Here is a 16,723-nt window from a genome sequence, read left to right as displayed (position 1 = left end):
GAAGTTTTTCTGGTCCATTACCTCCCCCTGAAATTCTTAAGGCTTATGATATCGTAATACCGGGTTTAGCTACGAGAATATTTGATTTAACTGAACGGCAATCCAACCATCGTATGGAATTAGAAAAAGTTGTTATTTTTGGAGATGCAAAACGCTCGTGGACAGGACTCATTTTAGGTTTTGTTATTGCTTGTTTATTTTTAGGCACTAGCGCTTACATCATCATTCAGGGTCATGATCTGGCAGGAGGCGTACTAGCAAGTGGAGGATTAGTTTCTTTAGTGAGTGTGTTTGTATATGGAACTAATAAGCGATCTCAAGAACGTAAAGAAAAGAGAAATGCTTTATTGGATGGAACTTCCGAAGATTGAGTAGCTCGTAAACCTATATCCCGTAAAGAGATCGCATCTCCTCCCAACCCCTAAGAAAAGCGATCGCCTTCCCAAACAAGATTAATTTTTCTTGTTTTGTACTAATAATTTCTCAAATAATGCCTCATAGCGATCTAACGCTGTAGAAAAGGCATAATTGGCGATCGCGTGCTGGCGACTAGCTTCTCCTAACAGTTTAACCTGCTCTGGATGATTGTATAAATCGCGAATTGTATCAGCTAAAGCCTGGGGATCTTCTGGCGGAATTACAATCCCACCCCCACTATTACGAATCGCATTTGCAGCCGTCCCCGTATTGGGAACAGAACCAATAATTGCACGACCACTTGCCAATAAAACCTGAATTTTGGAAGGCATATTAAAGGAAATTACATTCTTTTTCTGTATCACTAAACCAACATCTGCTGATGAAAGCATTTCCGGCAATCTTTCTCGGGGTTGAAATGGTCTTAATGTAACATTGCTAACCTGTTTTTCTAAACAATATTCTTGCAGTTTTTCTAATGCCCTTTCTTCTCCCACAATCACCACTGCAATATTAGCAATATCTTGTAAATATTCTGCTGCATCGATAACCGTTTCTAAACCCTGAGTTAAAGCAATATTGCCCGAATATAAAACAATAAATTTTCCCTCTAATTCATTCTCGCGACGAAAATAATTATCTTCTTTTGATAAAGGTTTAATAAAATCTACATCAACCCAATTGGGAATAAGTGTAATTTTTTCCTCGGAAACGCCTTTCCCCAATAAATTGTCTGTAAATCCTTGGGAAATCACAGAAATATTGGTTGCTGTGCGATAATTATACTTCTCTAGCTGAGTAAAAACTTTAATTGCTGTTTTGGAAGTTAATAATCCTACATGAACCGCCGCATCGGGCAAAATATCTTGTAAATTAAGAATCGTAGGACACTTATAAATCCAACCCAAAATCGATGCAGGAATGCCAACAGGCAACCCTGGAACTGTTAAAATCAAAATGTCCGGTCGCCGATTATATTGAGCAAATAATGCTTGAAAAAAGCTCAAAACCATAAAGCTCAATTCAAATAAAGCACGATTGAAAAATGTCCGCTTTTTACTCGATCGCACGTAACAGCGCTGAACAATAACGCCATTGATCTTTTCGGTCAGATAAATTTTGCCACGATACTGCTCGTAAATCTCACTTCTAGGATACCAAGGCATAGCCGTTACAACTCGTACTTCATGGCCGCGCTTGACCAACCCCTCAGCCAACTCCGTCATCAGGGGAGCAATACCAATAGGTTCGGGATAGTAGTTGTAGGAATAAAGTAAAATTCGCATTATTTTCTTCTTTTTCGGAACTGACGCAGTTTAGTCAAAATTTAGGGAGCGAGACGCTATTTAGGGAGCGAGACGCTCCCACTACAGTATCTCATTGAAGTCGTGCAAGCATCTTGCTTGCTGATCAATAAATGCTTTTATGCTTTTTGTTTCCAGTAAAGGAAAGTTAAGGATCGCGTCAATCTAGAAATTGCAAGCGACAATGGAAGACAAGTCTAAATTTTGACCGGAGGGAAGATGCACTTGTTTAAATTGAAGAAGATATTCGCGATCTTTATTGTGCTGGCGGTGTTTGGCTTTACCGCTTGCACCTCAACGCCTTCTGAGTTTGCACAAGCAGACCGAGACAGCCAGCAGGAGAATGTCACCACAACAACCACAACCCCTGAAAGCCCCCAAGCCTCTCCCCAGAAAAGCCTCAAGGAAATTCAGAAAGAAAGCAGCACACGAGGTGCCAGCGCTGTTGCTGACAATGCTGTAGCGGGTGGGAAGTTGAATAAGTTCTTTCCTAAGCCTGGCAATGGCTATGATGTCGTCTATGCTCAAGAAAAAACGGGATTTGCTCAAGCAAAGTGGAAAAAAGGCGGTACAGAATTGGCCGCGATCTCTATTTCCGATATTGCCAGCACTCCTACGGCTGCAGATAAATTTGCTAACAGTACGAGCAAAATTAAAGGGTATCCTTCAGCGAGTCAAGGCTCAAAAGGTACAGGGGTTCTAGTTGGCCGCTTTCAGGTAAAAGTTCTCTCTCGAGATGCGTCTTTTAGTGAAAGCGATCGCCAAGCATTACTGGCTAAGTTCGATCTCTCGGGTTTAGAAAACCTCGTTAAACCGATCGCCAATACGCCACCAACACGACAAACGAAACAAGAAACTAAACAGGAATTCAAAGATACGCAAAAAGAAAGCACTCAGCGTAAAGCCGAAGCTGTTGCCAAAGATGCAATTAAAGGCGGACAATTTAACAAGTTCTTTCCCAAACCTGGGAACGGTTATGATGTTGTTTTCGCCCAAGAGAAGAAAGGATTTGCTCAAGCCAAGCTGAAAAAAGGAGGTAAAGAAGTCGCCTTACTCTCGGTCTCTGATATTATCAGCACTCCCGCTTCTGCCACAAAATACGCAGGTAGCAAAGAAAAAATTCAAGGCTATCCTGTCGCTCAAAAAGGCACAAAAGGAACGGGAGTTTTGGTGAAAGATCGCTTGCAAATTCAAGTCATGTCTAGCGATACTTCCTTTAGCGAAAGCGATCGCCAAGATTGGTTGCAAAAATTCGATCTTTCCGGTTTAGCCCAATTAGTTAAGTAACATTAAATGCCCATAATAAACACTGGAGAAAACCATGAGTAAGCCTTTTTATGAAATTGTAGATAATCTTCCTACTGGGAATATTACTGTTAAGGCATTAAACGCCCTCGATTTTGTTGTCCCTGGAGAATGGGAAAATATTGTGGGTTTTAAAAACACAATTCGTCAGGTGACTGGGGAAGATGACGACGATCTCGTTCATCAAATTGGCGAGCGGGTGATTTGGCTCTACAATGACAAGTCTGAAGGCTATCAACGGGCGTTATGGCTTTATCAAACCATCGATAGTACTGGCACTGCATTAGGGGCGGCGGCTATGGCGAATAAGGTAGGAGAAAAAATCGGTTTTCTCGGCTTTTTAAACACAATTACTCCCAAAGCAGATAAGGCTCAAAGTATCGATCTGTGCCTGAAATTGGTGGTTGAATTACTGACTTTCTGTTCGATTAACGGAATTCCAGGGGATAATATCGGCGATTTTGTCAAGTCTTTGGCAGATTATGGCGGCGAATCAATTATGCGAATGGCGGCGCTGGTTTGTTTTGATGGTATGATTCCTTTAGGTCCAGATTTTATCCAAAAAGCGCAAGAAACTATTGCAGGTTTGAGTGCTAATGAATTGGAAAAAAATCCTGCTTTTAGCAAAGTTAGCGATATGATTCCAGGCAAAAATTCTTCGGGAAAATTGGATTTTATCGGTAATAGTTTTGGGTCGGTAACGGGATGGATGAATAATTTTGTCGAGTCCAAAAATTTAAGTGTCGATCGCATTACCGAACACTTGAGTAAATACATCGAAATTGCTGATGATAAACTCGATTATTTGGCCGCTTTCCTCGATATGACCACCAATTATTACGAGCATACGGGAACGCAAACCATCGCAAAACATATCATCGATCGCGCCTACGCTGAAATTTAAAACTTAAAAAGAGGGATTATTTTTTAATTCCTCTTTTTTAAGGCTGCTTTTAATTGCGGCAAGATCGTTTGATATTTTTGCAGACGTTGATAATCTTTTTCTGTGGGATGGGCAATGCGATCGAGGTTCATATTATCAGTCATATCTGCAATTTTTACCTTTAAAGCCATTTCATTGGCCATAACGCGATCGCAATAAGCCTGATAATCTTCTCCTGCCTGTTTTGTGATAGCCGCGATCGCCTCGATACAGCGAGAAGAAAAACCCAATACTTGCAACTTTGCCAAGGTCAGATCGGAATCCTCGATCGCGTCGTGCAAAACGCCAACGATTTTTTCTTCTCTTGTTTCCAAAACATTCATCACCCGCAAAGGATGTTCAACATAGGGTTGTCCTGCTTTATCAACTTGACCTGCATGAGCTTTTTTGGCTAATTCAATGGCAGTTGCGAGGGGATTTTCCAGCATGGGTTTCTCCATTTGCTTTACAAGGAGTTGTTCGGGTGTTTAAAATGAAAAGTTGCTAAAAAAATTAGTAAAAAAATTTAGTAAACCGAACACGGAGAATAAAGAAATGGGGGCAACCCAAGAACCGCTTTTGCTGCGCGTGGCTAAAGGAGAACAAGCCGATCGCCCACCAGTCTGGATGATGCGGCAAGCCGGGCGCTATATGAAAGTTTACCGAGATTTGCGCGACAAATACCCTAGTTTTCGAGAGCGATCGGAGAATGCCGATCTGGCGATCGAAATATCTCTACAACCTTGGCGCGCCTTTCAACCCGACGGCGTAATTATGTTTTCCGATATTCTGACCCCCTTACCCGGTATCGGTATTCCCTTTGATATTGTAGAAAATAAGGGACCGATGATCGATCCCCCCATTCGCACCCAAGAACAAATCGACAAACTTCACCCCCTCGATCCCGAATCCGCGCTACCCTTCGTCAAAAAGACCCTACAAACCCTGCGTCAGGAAGTGGGCAACCAATCCACGGTTTTAGGTTTTGTCGGCTCTCCTTGGACCCTAGCCGCCTATGCTGTAGAAGGGAAAAGCTCGAAAAACTACGCCATTATTAAAAAGATGGCCTTTTCCGAACCGGAAATTCTGCATAAACTATTAAGCAAACTCGCCGATGCGATCGCCACTTATGTGCGCTTTCAAATCGATAGCGGAGCGCAAATCGTACAATTGTTCGATTCCTGGGCGGGACAACTCAGCCCTCAAGATTACGATACATTTGCTCTTCCCTACCAACAGCATATTGTCCGACTGGTCAAAGAAACTCATCCCGACACCCCTTTAATTCTTTATATTAGTGGCAGTGCCGGCGTTCTGGAGCGCATGGGACAATCAGGAGTTGATATCATTAGCGTAGACTGGACGGTAGATATAGCCAATGCCAGAAAGCGCCTCGGATCGGAGATGAAAGTGCAGGGAAATATGGATCCCGGTGCCTTATTTGGTTCTCAAGATTTTATCCGCGATCGCATTCTCGATACGATTAAAAAAGCAGGACCGAAAGGGCATATCTTTAACCTCGGTCACGGTGTTTTACCCGGTACCCCAGAAGAGAATGTTCGTTTCTTTTTTGAAACAGCAAAACAAGCGAATAAACTACTAACCTTTGCCTAATTTTTGCGGTAGGGGTTTGGTCTCCAAACCCCCATGATTTTTGCTATTGCCTGTTCCCTATTGCCTATTGCCTATTGCCTCTTGCCTGTTCCCTATTGCCTATTGCCTATTGCCTATTGCCCATTGCCCATTGCCTCTTGCCCATTGCCTATTGCCTCTTGCCTGTTCCCTTTGTTTATTGTTCACTGAAAATGACATCCAAGCGGATTTTTATCACCGGTGGGAGTGGCTGTATCGGTCACTATATTGCCGAAACTTTAATTCAAAATACTCAACACGAACTATTTTTTCTGGTTAGAAATCCTCAAAAAGTAGGATTTGATTATGAAGTTCGTCCTGGGGTTCATATTTTGCATGGGGACTTACGAGAAATCGATCGCTTTGCCGATTTACTCAAAACAATAGATGTGGCCATTCTAGCAGCGAGTGCCTGGGGAGGAGCATCGGAAGTATTAGATACTAATGTTATTAAAACAACTCGTTTAATGAACTTGTTAGATGTTAATAAATGCCAACAAGTTCTTTATTTTTCTACAGCGAGTATTCTCGATCGCAATCATCAAATTCTCAAAGAAGCAAGTGAATTGGGAACAGATTATATTCGTTCTAAATATGATTGTTTAACCCAACTCCCTCGCCTAAAAATTGCGGATAAAATCACTGTATTATTTCCTACATTAGTATTTGGGGGCAATGGTAAAGACAAACCTTATTCGCATATTTCGTCCGGTTTTGTTGATGCAATGAAATGGGTTGGTTTAGCACGTTGGTTCAAAGCTGATGGCAGTTTTCATATTGTTCACGCCAAAGATATTGCCGATGTTGTTAGATATTTAGTTGATAATCCTATTCCTTATAATGTTATCGATCAATTAGATGATATTTATCTAAAACAATTAGTTTTGGGAAGTCAACCCATAACTTTACAGGAAATGATACAGGAAGCGTGTCAGTATCTGGGAAAGCGAATTTATTTCCAAATTCCTTTATCAATATGGCTTGCTAACATTTTCATTAAAATATTTCGAGTTCAACTTGCCCCTTGGGATCGTTTTTGTATGAATTATCGCCATTTTACTTGCAAAAATCCCGTTCTTCCTTCAACATTTGGACAATCTGATTATTGTCCAACTTTCTCAGATTTAATGAGAATTAGTGGAGTTCAAAAACGATGAGTCACGAGTAACGAGGAATCAAAAACGATGACAGCTTTTCGGATTGGCATTGCAGGTCCAGTAGGATCGGGAAAAACCGCTTTATTAGATAGTTTATGTAAAGCATTGCGAGATAAGTATCAAATTGCGGCGGTGACGAATGATATTTATACTCAAGAAGATGCTCAATTTTTAGTGCGATCGCAGGCTTTGCCAAGCGATCGCATTTTGGGAGTAGAAACGGGAGGTTGTCCCCATACCGCCATTCGCGAAGATGCGTCTATGAATTTGGTGGCGATCGAATCTCTCGAGGAGAAATTTACCCCTTTAGATTTTGTGTTTTTGGAGAGTGGGGGGGACAATTTAGCAGCAACTTTTAGCCCAGAATTAGTCGATTTAACGATTTATGTTATCGATGTAGCCGCAGGAGATAAAATCCCCCGTAAAGGCGGTCCCGGTATCACCAAATCAGATTTATTAGTTATCAATAAGATCGATCTTGCGCCTTTAGTGGGTGCAGATTTGCAGGTGATGGAAAGAGACGCAAAAAAAATGCGCGGCGATCGCCCTTTTATTTTTACTAATCTGAAAACCAAACAAGGGCTAGATTTTATTGTTGACTTCATTCTCAAAAATAAGGTTTAGGAATTAGCCATATTTTCGATTTTTTGTAACAAATTGTAAAAAAAGGACGATCGGCTGCATAAAAATCCTTGAGATGACCAGAGAAGAGATTGAAAGAATATATTGCACTTTATTTCAAGTCTTTATTCTCGAATCAATTTGGCGATCGCTGAATATCTCACATCTCCCCAAAATTTCCATCATGTTCAATTCCCCGTCCAAACGTCCTGGTTTTCTCCTCCTCTTTCCCAATATTTTCGGATTTAAAGGAGGGATGCAAGTCTATTCTACCTTTTTTCTCCAAGCCTTACAGCATCTTTACCCTCACGCCCGTTACCGAGTTTTTCTCAAATACGATCGCACTTCCCCTCCTCATATTCCCGTTCAACCCCAAACCCACTTTACTTGTTTGGGCAAATTTCCGCGATGGTTGCAAAGTTTGCTTTTATTGGTTAGTACGATTATCGCAGGAATTGTAGAACGTCCGCACCTCGTTATTGCAACTCATCTCAACTACGGCATTCCTTGCTATTGGCTGAAACGGCTGACAGGAACCCCCTATTGGATCGTCGTCCACGGTTTGGAAGGCTGGGATCTCGCCCATCCCCAACGTCAACAAGCCCTGCGTCATGCCGATCGCGTCCTGGCTGTCAGTCGCTATACCCGCGATCGCCTCCTCGCGGAACAAAATCTCGATCGCGATCGCGTAGTCATTTTACCCAATACCATTCTCAGCGAAGAATTTCAACCCGCACCCAAACCATCTCATTTACTGCAACGCTATGGTTTAACCCCAGAACAGCCGACTATTTTAACCGTAACCCGCTTGGGGAAATCGGCACGATATAAAGGTTACGATCGCCTCCTCCAGGCTTTAGTCAAGATTCGCCAACAGATGCCCAATGTCCGTTATATTCTGGGGGGGAAAGGAGACGATCTGCCTCGCATTCAAAATCTTGTTGAAAAACTTGGCTTGCAAGATTGCGTGACTTTGGCGGGGTTTATTGCCGATGAGGAATTGTGCGATCATTACAATCTCTGCGATGTTTTTGCCCTACCCAGTACAGGGGAAGGATTTGGGATTGTTTATTTAGAGGCACTTGCTTGCGGAAAACCCGTTCTTGGCGGCGATCGCGATGGCACTGTAGAACCGTTGGATTATGGAAAATATGGCTGTTTAGTAAATCCCGAAGATACAGAGGCGATCGCGGACAATCTCATGGCAATTTTACAAGGAACCCATCCCAACCGAACGCTTTTCAAGCCGGAGATTCTCAGACAAAAAGCCCTCGAACGCTTTGATTTTCCTCAATTTTGTCAAATTTTAGCGCAACATCTTGAATCTTCTCGTTCTTTTGGCGATCGCCCGATTTGGGATGAAAAAAAGGCGATCGCCTCCAGCTAGAGATTCTCTCTGTAACGCAATATTATTTCTGAAGAACTTCGCGCTAGAATTCGTATTCAAGCTGGCGATCGCTTTTTTAAACATTCTCAAACAACGCGATCGCACTTCCTCAAAACCTTCTCAGCAAAGGCGATCGCACCTCCTCCAAAATTCTCTCAGCAAAGGCGATCGCATCTCTTCAAAATTCTCTCATCAAAGGCGATCGCATCTCCTCAAAATCTTCTCATCAAAGGCGATCGCACCTCTTCAAACTCTTCTTAGCAAACGCGATCGCACTTCCCAAAATACTTTCAACAAACGCGATCGCACTTTCAATTCCTTTCTGTGTTAAGGTTGAGATGTCGTCAAGGCAAAATTTGAGGATTTATGTTTTTAAGGTACTGTGAAGCCGCATTAAAGCAAACTCAATATAAACAATTAGAAGATAAGTCTTGGTTTGCTGAGATTGAGGGATTTGAGGGAGTATGGGGAAATGGCGATACGGTAGAAGAATGTCGCACGGATTTGTTAGAGGTTTTGGAAGAATGGATACTTTTAAAGTTAAGAGATGGAGATTCTTTGCCGATTGTCGATGGAGTAGAATTGAAAATTATTGAGGAGATAGAAGTTTAAAAATGCCTTCTGTTATTTCTCGCAAAGAGTTGATTCGTAAATTTAGAGCATTAGGTTACACTGGACCCTATTCTGGAGGAAAGCATCAGTTTATGACGAAAGATGAACAAAAAATTCGCATTCCTAATCCTCATAAAAATAAAGATATTTCGGTGGGTTTGGTGAAGGAAATTTTGAGACAAGCTGGAATTAGTAATGATGAATGGGATAATGTTTAAACAAATGGGTACTCGCTTCGCGGATCGCACTTCCCCAAACTCTCCTCACTCTGCTAAAATAACGGCAGGAACTTCCATTGGAGACAAAAGCCGTGCAAGTTAAAGACATGACAGTAGAACAATTACAAGATTTAATTCGGCATATAGTTGAGCAATGTCTAGAAGAGTATTTTGGCGACCCTGATGAAGGTTTAAGTATTCGCGATGAAGTAAAACAACAGCTTTTAGAATCATTAAAACAGACCAAAAATGAACAATCTAATCATTCTTCAGTTGCTTAGGAAAGTATGGTAAAATGAGCTACTCAGTGGAATTAACCGATAATGCTGTACAAGATCGAGAAAAATTGAGTCAAGTTGTGGCAGAACGTATCGATCGCAAAAATTAGTTGGTTGGCTGAAAATTTTGAACAAATTACACCGCAAGCATTAACAGCAAATTTGGCAGGTTTATTTAAGCTAAGAGTGGGGGATTATCGAGTAATTTATTCCTTTAATTCTGAGTTGAAACTCATTGCAGTTCACAAAATTGGTCATCGTCGGGAAATTTACGATATTTGAATAGGCGATCGCATCTCTATCATTTTAGCAAGTCTCCACATAAACGCGATCGCCCTTCTCCAAAACTCTCCACAAATGCGATCGCACTTCCCTAAAAACCATCCCAACCAACGCGATCGCACTTCCTCAACTCCTCTTAGAAAACGCGATCGCACTTCCTAAAATCATCTCAGCAAACGCGATCGCATTTCTAAAAATCATCTCATCAAACGCGATCGCACTTCCTCAAAACCCTCTCATCAAAGGCGATCGCCTCCGATAATTTCGCGATATAATGAAAATGGTAAATTTGCACAGAAATATTGTTGTATGACAACTTATACTGAGGTACTCCATCAAGTTCAAACTCTTTCTCTTATCGAGCAAATTCGGCTATTTGAGGAATTGAAAGCGATCGTTCCGACTCCTGTAGAAGTTGAAGGAACAGATGAGGTTATTTCTCCAGAAGAAATTGCAATTAGCGATGCAGCTTGGCAAGATTATATTAGTGGACGCGATCCGGGTAAAACTCTCCAAGACCTTGAGATAGAATTATTTGGGGGAAAATTGGAGTAATACAATGGAGTTTAAATATTCTTAACTCAGCCGAACGTTATTTAAAAAAGTTACAGCCAGCCGAACAAGAACGCATTGTTAAAGCACTGAAATTGCTTTTGGCAGATCGAATATGAGTCGATCTGAAACCTTTAAAAGGTCGTCTGGGTTTGCATTTGAGGGTTGGTAAATATAGAGTTTTGATTCTAGAAGATCCCCAAAACTTGTTATACATTGTTACAGCAATTGGTTCTCGCGGAGATATTTACAAATAAACGCGATCGCACTTCTCAATTTATTTGATTAAATTCAGAATTTGATTGATAATGCGATCGACACATCAAAAACATTTTCAATTTTGTTTCGTGATTTAGGGGAATTGTACTTTTAAAATGAACGATAACTGCACAAGCCAGAGATTCTAAAGCATGATAGCAGGTAAATCCTATCACTTCATGAATCCCAATTTCAGCCGATAATTGCTGTTTTGCACTATTAATATAACGTTCTGCAATCTCGATGTATGTCTCTTTAGCTTTCATAGATTATAATTCCACCTTTGACTTGTTCTATGATACGACCGCTATTCATCACTAACAGATTTTTAGGAAAACTTGTGAAAATTGGTAAGATAACGAATTCAGCAACAAACTCAGAAAAAACTTCGGATAATTCCCAGATAATTTGATTGTCTTTCTCAAAGTCGCCAAAGACAAAAATATTAAAAATATCTCGTTCTTTTGTTTGAATGACTACATCGGTGAGAGGCGATCGCTTGTAATCTTGATACAAGTCTTCAACAACAATCAGATCGATATAGCCTAATTTTTCTTGAATGAAATCTTGATGTTCGTCGATATTTTTCTTCATGCACTGATAAAAGCCAAGAAAATCATCCCTGTAGTCAATGACAGGAATAGTAATTTGTTTAATCTCGTCTACAATTTTCTGGGTTTCTAGAACTGGCATTTTGGGTAAATAACGTTCGCGTAGCGTCTCATAGATAATCACATCTCTATCATTTTAGCAAGTCTCCACCAAAAGCGATCGCATCTCCCTAAAATTCCTTCAGTAAAGGCGATCGTACTCTCCAAACTCTCTCATCAAAGGCGATCGCACCTGCATAGTTTTTACTACAGTTCTTTATACAGTGGTATTTTTATTATTTATAAATTCTAAAATCATAAATAATTCATTGGGTAGCCTATCTTTTAATATTCTGGCTAAATGGCCTTTACTACATTCTATTTCGTTGAATTTGATTGATGATTTTAATTCTTTTGCTTTTGCTTTTAATTTTTGGTTTAAGTAAAAAAAGAAATATTTTCCTTTTATATACTTTGGTCTATTGTTTGTGTCGTTTGCAATTTCATTTTGAATGTATTCTTTACATTTATAATAGGTTTCTTTGATTCGTTCTTCTGATATTTCAGGGGATCGTTTGATTATTTTTTTTACAACTTTTTTTACAACGAATTGCTCGGAAGTAATTTGATTATCTTTTAAAAAGTCTGTTCTTTTTTTTAAAAGAGTCCAATTACCAGCCGCGATAGTGATATATTCTTCAAAAAAAGTATCAATTATTCGCTCAATATCATCTAATGTCAATGACCTCATTATTGGTTTTAATATCTTCTTATTAACAGATTTTTCGTATAAATAATTATATATAATTTCTGAGTCAATAAAATAATTTTCTACTGTATAACGGTTTTTAAATATATACAGCCTACCATCATAAATGCTGTTATTTACTTCTTGTTCGACTTCTTCATCCGTTCTAAAATCTCTGTCAATAATACCAAAAAATTTTTGACGTTGAATAGGAGTCAAATTTTTAACAATTTGCCTCAAATATTCTTGAACTTGCTTGCAGCCTCCCAATGGTTCTAAATCTATATCTGTCACAAAAGCTATTCTGTCAGATTGTTCTTGAAATAAAATCTTGAAGATTACATGATCGTCATAACCTTCTACAAATACAATTTTTTTTCTACCAGCGTTATCAATAGCATTTCTAACACTTTCGTTTTCGATGAAGCTATATAAGCCACCAGTAATTTTTTTGAAATTATTTGACATGATTAATTAGACTATTCTAAAACTTCAGTTAATCGGATTATAGATTTTTCTTCAAAAGCATTCCATATAATATCGGAGTGAGAAGTGACAACGATTTGACATCCTTTCTCTTGTTGAAGTTCTCTCAACATTTTGATGGCTTTTTCTTGAAATTCTGGATGTAAACTTTGATCAATTTCGTCTATCAAAATGATTGAATCTTTTGATGCTTTTAAGTGTATTTGAATAGCTAATATTAGTAAACTTTCTTCACCCGAACTAAGCAGTTCAATTCCATGTTCTTTACCTTGTTCTGTTTTCAGTACAACCTGAAAATCTGGTCTGTTTATCTTTTCTATTTTTTGATCTGACAATATATGTTTATTGATCCAGGTAACTAAAGATTTATATTCTTCTGGATAAGCATAATCATAAAAAACTAATAATTTTTCTAAATCATCCCTTTTCGGGTTATATGAATATACAATTTCATAGGTTGATTTATTTTTAGGTACAGATGTATAGCGTATATCTAAAATTTCTCTATCATGTGAATTAAAAAGAAAAAAGTAGGGAAGTGTTAAACGAACAGTGTCAGAATAATTTATATCCTTATCTATATTCTTCTCTATTGCTTTGAAAAAATCATTTAATATCTCTTGATTTTTTATATTTTTTTCTTGTTGAAAAGTATCGGATTCTTCATCTTTTAACTGTGCTAAAAATCGAATCAACTTATTTGGGAGTTTTTCATCTAATTGAAAATCTTTATCTTCTTCTGGGCTTTTTACTATAGTATCTTCTATATTTTGTATGATAGATTTTATTTCCTCACGCACTATTACAAAACATTGTAATTTTTCATAATTTTCATCGTATTGGACTTCGTCTTCTTCTCCTAAAACCAAGGACAAAAGTTTATTCTCATCAATAATTAAATCGAGTTGTGCAAACTCAGTTCTTGTTAAAATATGGGGTTTTAATCGATCGAAGAACAACTTATTTCTAGGAAATCTTGGAATTAAAAAAGAAGCTAAACTAAAAATTAGTTCAAGAATCGTAGTTTTTCCTGAGCCGTTAACACCGGAAAGACATATTAAATCTTGTGAAATTCCATTCTGCGTAAAGTCTATTAAGTAATTTGAGAAAACTCCACAGTTACGAATATACAATTTTGATAATCTTATCATAATGATTGATGCGAACGGAATTAGAGTGTATAGTATTATTTTTTAGTTTATCAAATTTCCAAAATAAAGTGTAAGGGAATAGAAAATCGCATATTTTAGTTGCAATATTCTGTTCCCTTACTGTATCTACTTAACCCTCTTCTGTCAAATGGAGGTTAAACATTGATGTTTCGTTGACTGTGATGGCAGAAATTCGTTGAAATTTCTCAGGTTGACAAAACAGGGTTGATGACTCAACAACTACTTAATCCCTTCGATCCGATCTTCCCCCTCCTGATATAACTCCCGCAAACGGTCTAAATTCTCCTCCAAGGTTTCCCAGTAGCCGCGACCATTGACCTCCAAGAGAGTCCCCACCATCTTGCGGAAAGAATGATGATTAAAATTTTTTCAATAAATCTAACCCTTATTGATTTCTCAGTATCCACAAAATCCTCTCAGCAAATGAGATCGCACTTCCTCAAACCCTCTCATCAAAGGCGATCGCATTTCTCAAAATCCCCACAGAAACGCGATCGCACTCCTCAAACCTTCTCATTAAACGCGATCGCACCTCCCTACAATACCATCAATCAACGCGATCGCACTCCTCAAACCTTCTCAGCAAATGCGATCGCATTTCTCAAAATCTCCTCATCAAACGCGATCGCACTCCTCAAACCTTCTCAGCAAAGGCGATCGCAATTCCTCAAACCCTCTCATCAAATGCGATCGCACTTCCAAAAATTCCTTCGGAAAACGAGATCGCACTTCCTCAAAACCTTCTCAGCAAAAGCGATCGCACTCCTCAAACCTTCTCAGCAAAGGCGATCGCATTTCCTAAACCTTCTCAGCAAAGGCGATCGCATCTCCCTAAAATTCCTTCAGTAAAGGCGATCGCACTCCTCAAAACTCTCTCAGCAAATGCAATTTTTTTTATTATGTTCAGTCAATTTGCCAAACTTTAATTGAACAATCGACACTTCCACTAAATAGAGTTTTTCCATCTGGACTAATTGCTAATGTAGTGACATGATCGGAATGTTTTTTTAATGTATTGAGTTCTTTGCCTGTCTCTATATCCCATATCTTAATACTTTTGTCTTTACTGCTACTGAATAATATATTACCATCGGGACTAATTACTGTAGATAGAACTGCATCTGAGTGTCCTTGTAGTGTTTTAACTAATTCGCCTTCGTCTAAATTCCAAATTTTGATTGTTTTATCAGAAGAACCGCTAACTATAATGTTTTTTTCTATGTTTATATCTACGGAATGAACCTTATCATCGTGTTCTTCCAGTATATGTCCAGCTAATATTCTTACTGTTTTATCATAACTTCCAATAACCAAGGTTTTGCTATCCGGACTAATTGCAAGAGAACTTACCGGAGAAACTTCATGATCCTGTGTTGTTTTTTGCGTTTTAATATCACAAAACTTGACCCAACTATCAGAACTACCACTAAAAATTGTTTCTCCCTGCGGATCAAATAAAACAGCATAGACTGGTTGAGAATGCGAAAAAGTCAGAATATTTTTTTCTGTTTCTATATCCCATAGCCTTACTGTTTTATCTTGACTTCCACTAACAACAAATTTATTATCAGGGCTAATGGCAACTGAACGGATAGCACCTTTATGACCAGAAATTGTTTTTATTATTTCTCCTTTTTCTGCATCCCATATTTTGATAACACCATCTGCACTACCACTTGCCAAAATTTTTGCATCTGAACTAATTTTGATTGAAAAAATAGGTTGTGCGTGTCGAGACTGTAGTACGCCAAACTCATCAATCCTCTTAATACATTGCCAACTATCTGGACACGGATATCCTGCTAAATTTAGAGAAGAAGATAGTTTACTCACTGAATAAATTGATTTAGATTTTCTCGGATATAAAATCTCTTCAATTTCTTCTAAACGATCTAATTCTTCTAAACGATCTAAAATTTCTTGGGTATTAGATGGACGTTCATCAGGCTCATAAGCTATCATTGAGTTAATTATAGTGGCAAATTCATCTGAAATTTGAGAGGCTTCTTTTTGCCAATCCCAGCTTTGATCGTCTTTAGGATGTTGACCTGTTAGCAAATAAATAAGACTATAACCCAATGAGAAAAAATCTGACTTGGGAGTAGCCTGTTTCAACCTTTGTTCTGGAGCCATATATACCAAAGTACCCCAATTTGTAATTTGTGCTTTGGGTAATTTCTCTTTATATGTTTCTGTGACTTCTCGAGCAAGACCAAAATCAATTAAGACTAACTGTCCATCATTTCTAAGCATAATGTTAGATGGTTTTATGTCACGATGAAAGAAATTATTTTTATGTATTTCTTTGAGAATTTCAGTTAATTCTCTTAACCACTGAATAGCTCGCTTTTCGTGGATTGGTCTTCTTTTCTTTATCCAATCTTCTAGATTTTCTCCTTCAATTTTCTCCATTACCAGACAATGAATAGGCTCATTTGAGTTAGCAATATCAAATAAAAAACTATCTTCTCCTTTTGGTATTCCCGGATGGGTTAGTTTTCTTAAAATTTCAAATTCTTGTTTAAATAATTCTATCGACTTGGTATCTGTTTTATTCAAAATCTTGAGAACTTTAGATATGCTGGAAGATTGAGGACTTTTAGAGGGTTCTAAAACTTCATAAGTTTTTCCAAAACCGCCTTCTCCTAGAACAGAGATCGCTCTATAACGTCCATCAATCAACAAATCAGAACCACAACTCTGACACTTTCTTAAATCATCAGAATTTTCTGGATCGGAACAATGAGGATTAATACAATAAATCATTAAACAGATTCTCCTA

Annotated in this window: 22 protein-coding genes; 14 read left to right on the top strand and 8 right to left on the bottom strand. The window is 38.6% G+C overall.

The genetic code is table 11. From position 1 onward, the window contains the following. Positions 1 to 371: DUF2335 domain-containing protein (locus VB714_RS01800; protein WP_323220573.1), on the top strand; the 371-nt coding region annotated here is incomplete at its 5' end. A gap of 81 nt (positions 372 to 452) precedes the next feature. On the opposite strand, the gene VB714_RS01795 is transcribed toward VB714_RS01800, so the two are convergent. After that, positions 453 to 1,703, bottom strand: coding sequence for a glycosyltransferase family 4 protein (locus tag VB714_RS01795; protein WP_323220572.1), 1,251 nt, complete (start codon positions 1,701 to 1,703; stop codon positions 453 to 455). Between the two features lie 237 nt (positions 1,704 to 1,940). On the opposite strand from VB714_RS01795, the gene VB714_RS01790 reads away from it, so the two are divergent. Beyond that, positions 1,941 to 3,008, top strand: a complete 1,068-nt coding sequence (locus VB714_RS01790) for a hypothetical protein (protein WP_323220569.1) — start codon at positions 1,941 to 1,943, stop codon at positions 3,006 to 3,008. A gap of 34 nt (positions 3,009 to 3,042) precedes the next feature. Continuing rightward, complete coding sequence (locus tag VB714_RS01785; protein WP_323220568.1) at positions 3,043 to 3,930, top strand: hypothetical protein; 888 nt, start codon at positions 3,043 to 3,045, stop codon at positions 3,928 to 3,930. 23 nt (positions 3,931 to 3,953) lie between these two features. On the opposite strand, the gene VB714_RS01780 is transcribed toward VB714_RS01785, so the two are convergent. Further along, the gene (locus tag VB714_RS01780) at positions 3,954 to 4,397 is read right to left on the bottom strand and encodes a GTP pyrophosphokinase (RefSeq protein WP_323220566.1); all 444 of its coding nucleotides are present in this window, start codon (positions 4,395 to 4,397) and stop codon (positions 3,954 to 3,956) included. Between the two features lie 106 nt (positions 4,398 to 4,503). Here VB714_RS01780 and hemE point away from each other — a divergent pair, with 106 nt between their 5' ends. The 9 genes from hemE to VB714_RS01735 all read left to right on the top strand — a co-directional run bounded on the left by hemE (position 4,504) and on the right by VB714_RS01735 (position 10,135). Next, positions 4,504 to 5,562 carry a uroporphyrinogen decarboxylase gene (gene hemE / locus VB714_RS01775; RefSeq protein WP_323220564.1) on the top strand — a complete coding sequence of 353 codons (1,059 nt, stop codon included), beginning with the start codon at positions 4,504 to 4,506 and terminating at the stop codon, positions 5,560 to 5,562. Positions 5,563 to 5,753: 191 nt separating this feature from the next. After that, the gene (locus tag VB714_RS01770; protein WP_323220562.1) at positions 5,754 to 6,737 is read left to right on the top strand and encodes an NAD(P)-dependent oxidoreductase; all 984 of its coding nucleotides are present in this window, start codon (positions 5,754 to 5,756) and stop codon (positions 6,735 to 6,737) included. A gap of 27 nt (positions 6,738 to 6,764) precedes the next feature. Continuing rightward, positions 6,765 to 7,361 (top strand): urease accessory protein UreG, encoded by a 597-nt coding sequence (gene ureG, locus VB714_RS01765; RefSeq protein WP_323220560.1) that lies wholly within the window; start codon positions 6,765 to 6,767, stop codon positions 7,359 to 7,361. A gap of 73 nt (positions 7,362 to 7,434) precedes the next feature. Next, positions 7,435 to 8,745: a glycosyltransferase gene (locus VB714_RS01760; RefSeq protein WP_323220558.1), complete on the top strand. Its 1,311-nt coding sequence runs from the start codon at positions 7,435 to 7,437 to the stop codon at positions 8,743 to 8,745. Continuing rightward, positions 8,678 to 9,076 (top strand): hypothetical protein, encoded by a 399-nt coding sequence (locus VB714_RS01755; RefSeq protein WP_323220556.1) that lies wholly within the window; start codon positions 8,678 to 8,680, stop codon positions 9,074 to 9,076. Before VB714_RS01760 ends, VB714_RS01755 begins: the two co-directional genes overlap by 68 nt. A gap of 35 nt (positions 9,077 to 9,111) precedes the next feature. After that, positions 9,112 to 9,357: a type II toxin-antitoxin system HicB family antitoxin gene (locus tag VB714_RS01750; RefSeq protein WP_323220554.1), complete on the top strand. Its 246-nt coding sequence runs from the start codon at positions 9,112 to 9,114 to the stop codon at positions 9,355 to 9,357. 2 nt (positions 9,358 to 9,359) lie between these two features. After that, positions 9,360 to 9,575: a type II toxin-antitoxin system HicA family toxin gene (locus tag VB714_RS01745; protein WP_323220552.1), complete on the top strand. Its 216-nt coding sequence runs from the start codon at positions 9,360 to 9,362 to the stop codon at positions 9,573 to 9,575. A gap of 92 nt (positions 9,576 to 9,667) precedes the next feature. Continuing rightward, positions 9,668 to 9,856 (top strand): hypothetical protein, encoded by a 189-nt coding sequence (locus VB714_RS01740; protein ID WP_323220550.1) that lies wholly within the window; start codon positions 9,668 to 9,670, stop codon positions 9,854 to 9,856. A gap of 111 nt (positions 9,857 to 9,967) precedes the next feature. Beyond that, on the top strand, positions 9,968 to 10,135 hold the full coding sequence (locus VB714_RS01735) for a type II toxin-antitoxin system RelE/ParE family toxin (protein WP_323220548.1): 168 nt from the start codon (positions 9,968 to 9,970) through the stop codon (positions 10,133 to 10,135). Here VB714_RS01735 and VB714_RS01730 read toward each other — a convergent pair. Further along, complete coding sequence (locus VB714_RS01730; RefSeq protein ID WP_323220546.1) at positions 10,123 to 10,290, bottom strand: hypothetical protein; 168 nt, start codon at positions 10,288 to 10,290, stop codon at positions 10,123 to 10,125. The two genes, VB714_RS01735 and VB714_RS01730, sit on opposite strands and share 13 nt — an antisense overlap. 154 nt (positions 10,291 to 10,444) lie before the next feature. On the opposite strand from VB714_RS01730, the gene VB714_RS01725 reads away from it, so the two are divergent. Beyond that, positions 10,445 to 10,690: a hypothetical protein gene (locus VB714_RS01725; RefSeq protein ID WP_323220544.1), complete on the top strand. Its 246-nt coding sequence runs from the start codon at positions 10,445 to 10,447 to the stop codon at positions 10,688 to 10,690. Positions 10,691 to 10,959: 269 nt separating this feature from the next. Here the strand turns inward: VB714_RS01725 and VB714_RS01720 are convergent, their stop codons facing one another. The 4 genes from VB714_RS01720 to VB714_RS01705 all read right to left on the bottom strand — a co-directional run bounded on the left by VB714_RS01720 (position 10,960) and on the right by VB714_RS01705 (position 13,920). Further along, the gene (locus VB714_RS01720; protein WP_323220542.1) at positions 10,960 to 11,211 is read right to left on the bottom strand and encodes a hypothetical protein; all 252 of its coding nucleotides are present in this window, start codon (positions 11,209 to 11,211) and stop codon (positions 10,960 to 10,962) included. Then, positions 11,201 to 11,638 carry a hypothetical protein gene (locus VB714_RS01715; RefSeq protein ID WP_323220540.1) on the bottom strand — a complete coding sequence of 146 codons (438 nt, stop codon included), beginning with the start codon at positions 11,636 to 11,638 and terminating at the stop codon, positions 11,201 to 11,203. Before VB714_RS01715 ends, VB714_RS01720 begins: the two co-directional genes overlap by 11 nt. Before the next feature lie 174 nt (positions 11,639 to 11,812). Beyond that, positions 11,813 to 12,751 carry a hypothetical protein gene (locus VB714_RS01710; protein WP_323220538.1) on the bottom strand — a complete coding sequence of 313 codons (939 nt, stop codon included), beginning with the start codon at positions 12,749 to 12,751 and terminating at the stop codon, positions 11,813 to 11,815. Positions 12,752 to 12,762: 11 nt separating this feature from the next. Next, positions 12,763 to 13,920 carry an ATP-binding protein gene (locus tag VB714_RS01705; RefSeq protein WP_323220536.1) on the bottom strand — a complete coding sequence of 386 codons (1,158 nt, stop codon included), beginning with the start codon at positions 13,918 to 13,920 and terminating at the stop codon, positions 12,763 to 12,765. Between the two features lie 444 nt (positions 13,921 to 14,364). On the opposite strand from VB714_RS01705, the gene VB714_RS01700 reads away from it, so the two are divergent. Beyond that, the gene (locus tag VB714_RS01700; protein WP_323220534.1) at positions 14,365 to 14,790 is read left to right on the top strand and encodes a hypothetical protein; all 426 of its coding nucleotides are present in this window, start codon (positions 14,365 to 14,367) and stop codon (positions 14,788 to 14,790) included. A 54-nt stretch (positions 14,791 to 14,844) separates the two neighbouring features. On the opposite strand, the gene VB714_RS01695 is transcribed toward VB714_RS01700, so the two are convergent. Further along, entirely contained in the window at positions 14,845 to 16,707 is a 1,863-nt protein-coding gene (locus VB714_RS01695; protein ID WP_323220532.1) for a serine/threonine-protein kinase, read from the bottom strand. Between the last annotated feature and the right edge of the window lie 16 nt (positions 16,708 to 16,723).

The sequence above is a fragment of the Spirulina sp. 06S082 genome (genome assembly GCF_034932145.1).
Classification (GTDB): Bacteria; Cyanobacteriota; Cyanobacteriia; order Cyanobacteriales; family Spirulinaceae; genus CCY15215.
This window is presented reverse-complemented; position numbering and strand designations above follow the sequence as displayed.

Coding starts and splice junctions, on each gene's coding strand:
- VB714_RS01710 (WP_323220538.1), bottom strand. CDS start 12,751: ATGTCAAATAATTTCAAAAAAATTACTGGTGGCTTATATAGCTTCATC.
- VB714_RS01780 (WP_323220566.1), bottom strand. CDS start 4,397: ATGCTGGAAAATCCCCTCGCAACTGCCATTGAATTAGCCAAAAAAGCT.
- VB714_RS01695 (WP_323220532.1), bottom strand. CDS start 16,707: ATGATTTATTGTATTAATCCTCATTGTTCCGATCCAGAAAATTCTGAT.
- VB714_RS01750 (WP_323220554.1), top strand. CDS start 9,112: ATGTTTTTAAGGTACTGTGAAGCCGCATTAAAGCAAACTCAATATAAA.
- VB714_RS01770 (WP_323220562.1), top strand. CDS start 5,754: ATGACATCCAAGCGGATTTTTATCACCGGTGGGAGTGGCTGTATCGGT.
- VB714_RS01700 (WP_323220534.1), top strand. CDS start 14,365: ATGAGATCGCACTTCCTCAAACCCTCTCATCAAAGGCGATCGCATTTC.
- VB714_RS01705 (WP_323220536.1), bottom strand. CDS start 13,920: ATGATAAGATTATCAAAATTGTATATTCGTAACTGTGGAGTTTTCTCA.
- ureG (WP_323220560.1), top strand. CDS start 6,765: ATGACAGCTTTTCGGATTGGCATTGCAGGTCCAGTAGGATCGGGAAAA.
- VB714_RS01715 (WP_323220540.1), bottom strand. CDS start 11,638: ATGCCAGTTCTAGAAACCCAGAAAATTGTAGACGAGATTAAACAAATT.
- VB714_RS01720 (WP_323220542.1), bottom strand. CDS start 11,211: ATGAAAGCTAAAGAGACATACATCGAGATTGCAGAACGTTATATTAAT.
- VB714_RS01725 (WP_323220544.1), top strand. CDS start 10,445: ATGACAACTTATACTGAGGTACTCCATCAAGTTCAAACTCTTTCTCTT.
- VB714_RS01795 (WP_323220572.1), bottom strand. CDS start 1,703: ATGCGAATTTTACTTTATTCCTACAACTACTATCCCGAACCTATTGGT.
- VB714_RS01745 (WP_323220552.1), top strand. CDS start 9,360: ATGCCTTCTGTTATTTCTCGCAAAGAGTTGATTCGTAAATTTAGAGCA.
- VB714_RS01785 (WP_323220568.1), top strand. CDS start 3,043: ATGAGTAAGCCTTTTTATGAAATTGTAGATAATCTTCCTACTGGGAAT.
- hemE (WP_323220564.1), top strand. CDS start 4,504: ATGGGGGCAACCCAAGAACCGCTTTTGCTGCGCGTGGCTAAAGGAGAA.
- VB714_RS01790 (WP_323220569.1), top strand. CDS start 1,941: ATGCACTTGTTTAAATTGAAGAAGATATTCGCGATCTTTATTGTGCTG.
- VB714_RS01760 (WP_323220558.1), top strand. CDS start 7,435: ATGACCAGAGAAGAGATTGAAAGAATATATTGCACTTTATTTCAAGTC.